General features: G+C 77.9%; 3 protein-coding genes. All 3 read left to right on the top strand.

Translation table 11 applies throughout. The annotated features are described in order from the left end of the window. The coding region (locus HUW36_RS27530) for an ROK family protein (RefSeq protein ID WP_174530800.1) at positions 1 to 1,040 on the top strand (1,040 nt) is incomplete at its 5' end. A gap of 288 nt (positions 1,041 to 1,328) precedes the next feature. Next, positions 1,329 to 2,846, top strand: coding sequence for a PP2C family protein-serine/threonine phosphatase (locus tag HUW36_RS27525; RefSeq protein WP_174530801.1), 1,518 nt, complete (start codon positions 1,329 to 1,331; stop codon positions 2,844 to 2,846). Further along, positions 2,843 to 3,838 (top strand): cobalamin B12-binding domain-containing protein, encoded by a 996-nt coding sequence (locus HUW36_RS27520; protein ID WP_174530799.1) that lies wholly within the window; start codon positions 2,843 to 2,845, stop codon positions 3,836 to 3,838. Before HUW36_RS27525 ends, HUW36_RS27520 begins: the two co-directional genes overlap by 4 nt. The last annotated feature ends 71 nt before the right edge of the window (positions 3,839 to 3,909 follow it).

Here is a 3,909-nt window from a genome sequence, read left to right as displayed (position 1 = left end):
AGGCCGAGCCGCCGCCGCGCACCGGGGCGGGCCGGCCGGCCCGGGGCCTGGTGCTCGCCGCCGACGGACCGGCCGGGCTGGGCCTGGAGGTGAACGTCGACTACCTGGCAGCCTGCGTGGTCGACCTGACCGGCACGGTCCGACATCACCTGGTCCGCCGCGCCGACCTGCGCCCGGTCTCCCCCGCCGACACGCTCGCCCGGCTGGCCGCGCTGGCCGCCGAGGCACGTGCCGCCGCCGTACGCGACGGATTGACCCTGGCCGGCGCGGCGCTCGCCGTGCCGGGCCTGGTGGGCGACGGCGGCCTGGTCCGGCTGGCGCCGAACCTGGGCTGGCGGGACGTGGACGTACCGGCGCTGCTCGCCGGACAGCCCCTCGCCGAGCCGGTCGACGGCGTCCCGTCACTGGTGGTCGACAACGAGGCGAACCTGGCCGCGCTCGGCGAGCTGTACGCCGGGCCGGCCGGGCCGCGCAGCTTCCTGCACGTCACCGGTGAGATCGGCATCGGCGCCGGCATCGTGCTGAACGGGGCGCTGTACCGGGGCGCGCGGGGGTGGAGCGGAGAGATCGGTCACTTCCCGGTGCAACCGCAGGGGCGACCCTGCCGCTGCGGCGGCCGGGGCTGCCTCGAGCGGTACGCCGGTCAGGAGGCGATCCTCGCCGCCGCCGGGCTGCCCGGCGCCGAACTGCCGGCGGACACCGCCGCCACCCGCCTCGCCGACCTGGCCGAGCGCGGCGACGCGGCCACGCTGGCCGCCCTGGCCGACGCCGGTACCGCCCTCGGGGTGGCGGTGGCGGGCGTGGTGAACCTGCTGGACCTGGACACCGTGGTGCTCGGGGGTGGATACGCCCCGCTCTCCCCCTGGCTGCGTCCCCCGGTGGAGGCGGAGGTCTCCCGGCGGGTGCTCACCGCCGCCTGGTCGCCGGTCACGGTGCGACCCGCCGTGCTCGGCGCCCAGTCCGCCGCGGTCGGTGGGGCCACCTCGGTGGTCCGCCGGATCGTCGACCGTCCGGTCGGCTGGCTCGCCCGCGGCGGCTGACCGGGGCCGTCCTCGACGGGCATTCCTCGGCCCCGCTGGGTACGCTTGCCGCCTGGCAACCTATCCGTCGAGTGAGGGGTACACCGACAGCATGCGCACGGGTCGACCGACCGAAGCGCCCGGCCAGCGGCGGTGACCGCCGCGCGTCGGGGCGGTGTCGCCGGGCCGGTCAGCGGCGGTGGACACGCCCCCCGGAAGCGACCCCGGCGGGTGGCCGGGGTCGCCCCCGCGCTACCGGCCGACGACCAGCTCGCCCGGGAACTGCTGGACGGGTTGGCCGAGGCGGTGGTGACCGTCGACGCCGCCGGCGTGGTGACCCTGGTCAACGCCATGGCCGCGGAACTCCTCCCCGAGCTGACGCCGGGCGTGGACCTGACCGGCTGCGCGGTGACCGGTCTGGCCGAGGCGACCCGCGACGGCGCCGAGACGTTCGACACCGAGCACCAGGGCCGGCGGCTGCGCGGCGTGCGACGCGGGCTCGCCGGGGAACGCCGCGCCTGGTACGTCCGCGACGTCACCGAGGAGCAGGCGCGCACCGATGCGCTGCTCGCCGAGCGGTCCCGGACCGCCTTCCTCGCCCAGGCCGGCAGCCGGCTCGGGCTCTCCCTGCACCGTGACCAGACGCTGCGCGCCGCCGTCGGCCTGCCGGTGCCCTACCTGGCCGACGCCGCCGTGGTGGTGCACCGTCCGCCGCCGCCGGCCGAGGACGAGCCGCACTGGATCCGGTACGCGACCGGCGATTCCGGCCCGGCCACCGGCGTGGTCGGCTGGCGCACGGTGGAGTCGGTCCCCGGGCTGGTCGCGGCGTTGGAGGGCGACCTCACCGAGCCCAGCCCCTGGCTGGACGCGGAGCTGGCCGACCTGGCCGAGGTGCTGCCGGCCGACTTCGGGCGTCCGGGCACCGTGCTGATCAGCCCGATGCCCAGCGCCGGCGGCCCGGCCGGCGCGTTCGTCCTGGCCCGGCGCCGGGGGCGGGCCGGCTTCGACCAGCGGGAGATCTCGCTGGCGAGGGAGTTCGCCGCCCGGGCCGGCGCCGCGCTGGCCGCCGCCGAACTCTACGGCGAGCAGGCCCACCTGGCCCGCGTGCTGCAGAACAGCCTGCTCCCGCCGGAGCTGCCCCGCCTGGCCGGGATGACGCTGGCCGGGGGCTACCGGGCGGCCGGCGACAGCCTGCGCATCGGCGGCGACTTCTACGACCTCTTCCCCACCTCCACGGGCGGCCTGTTCGCGCTCGGCGACGTCTGCGGCAAGGGCGTCGGCGCGGCCGTGCTGACCGGCCGGGTCCGCCAGTCGCTCCAGACGCTGCGCCTGGTCGAGCAGCGCCCCCGGGAGCTGATGGAACTGCTCAACCGCGCGCTGCTGGACGCGCCGGGCGCGGCCGGCCGGGCCCAGTTCACCACGCTCCTGCTCGGCACCCTGACCCGGGAGCCGGACGGCGGGCTGCTCGTCCGGTTGGCCGGGGGCGGGCATCCGGCGCCGCTGGTCGTCCGGGCCGCCGGCGGGATCGAGGCGGTCCGGGTCGGCGGCATGCCGGTGGGGGCGCTGACCGACGCGCGGTTCGCCGAGGCGGAGATCAGGCTGGCCCCGGGGGATCTGCTCCTGACCTACACCGACGGGGTGACCGAGGCCCGGGGCGGCCCCAGCGAGCTGGCCATGTTCGGCGACGCCCGGCTGCGCAGGGCGCTGACCTCCGGTGCCGGGCTGCCGCCGGCCGCGCTTGTCGACCGGGTGCTCCAGCTCGTCGACGAGTGGCTCGACGGGCAGCCGCACGACGACATCGCCATGCTGGCCGTGACCACCGCGTGAACCCGTCCTGCCGGATCGGACCGGATTCGCTCGCCGCGTACCTCGACCACCTGGACCGGGCCGACCGGGCCGGGGCGCTGGCGCTCGCCCGGGGCCTGCTGGCCGAGGGCTGCTCGGTCGCGGACGTCCTGGTGGACCTGGTCGCGGTCGCCCAGCGGGAGATCGGCCGGCGGTGGCTCACCGGGTCGTGGAGCGTCGCCCAGGAGCACGCCGCGACCCACGTCAGCGAACTGGTGGTGGACGCGCTGGGCGCGACCGTCGGCCCACCGCGCCGCGGGCACGTGGTGGTGGCCTGCGTGGAGGGCGAGTGGCACGCGCTGGCCGCGCGGATCGTCAGCGAGGTGGTCCGGGCGGACGGGTGGCGGGTCACCTTCCTCGGCGCCAGCGTGCCGGCCCGGCACCTGGTCTCCTACCTGCACCAGACCGGCCCGGACGCGGTGCTGCTGAGCTGCGTGCAACCCAACCGGCTGGTCCGGGCGGCGCGGATGGTGGAGGCCAGCCGGACGGCCGGGGTGCCGGTGCTGGCCGGCGGCCCCGGCTTCGGCCCGCAGGGCCGGTGGGCGACGGCGATCGGCGCGGCGGCCTGGGGCGCCAGCGCCCGGGACGCGGTCCGGCTGCTGTCCGGGTCGTTGTCGGCCGGCGCGCACACCGGCCCTCCGCCGCCCCCGCCCGACGACGCGTACGTGGCGGTGCTGCACCGCCGGCGCGAGCTGGTCCGGCTCGGGCTGGCCGTGGTGGATCCGTCGGAGGAGACCGCCGAGGACGTCGCCTCGGGCATCGCGCACCTGGTGGACGCGCTGGTCGCCGCCGTCCGGGTGGACGACGACCAGCTGTTGCTGGACTTCGTCCGGTGGCAGGAGGAGGCGCTCACCGCCCGGGGCGGCCGGCGGCTGCTGGACGACGTGCTCGCCGCCCTGGAACGGGCGCTGACCGAGCATCCCCGGGTGGTCGCCCGGCTGCGCGCGGCCCGGGTCGCGAAGGCGGTCGACTGAGGGTCGCGACGCCGGTGGTCGGCCGGGTCAGGCGGTGCGGGCCGCCGGGGGCTCACCGGGCGGGTGCGGTC

The organism is Micromonospora maritima, assembly GCF_902825405.1.
Classification (GTDB): domain Bacteria; phylum Actinomycetota; class Actinomycetes; order Mycobacteriales; family Micromonosporaceae; genus Micromonospora; species Micromonospora maritima.
This window is presented reverse-complemented; position numbering and strand designations above follow the sequence as displayed.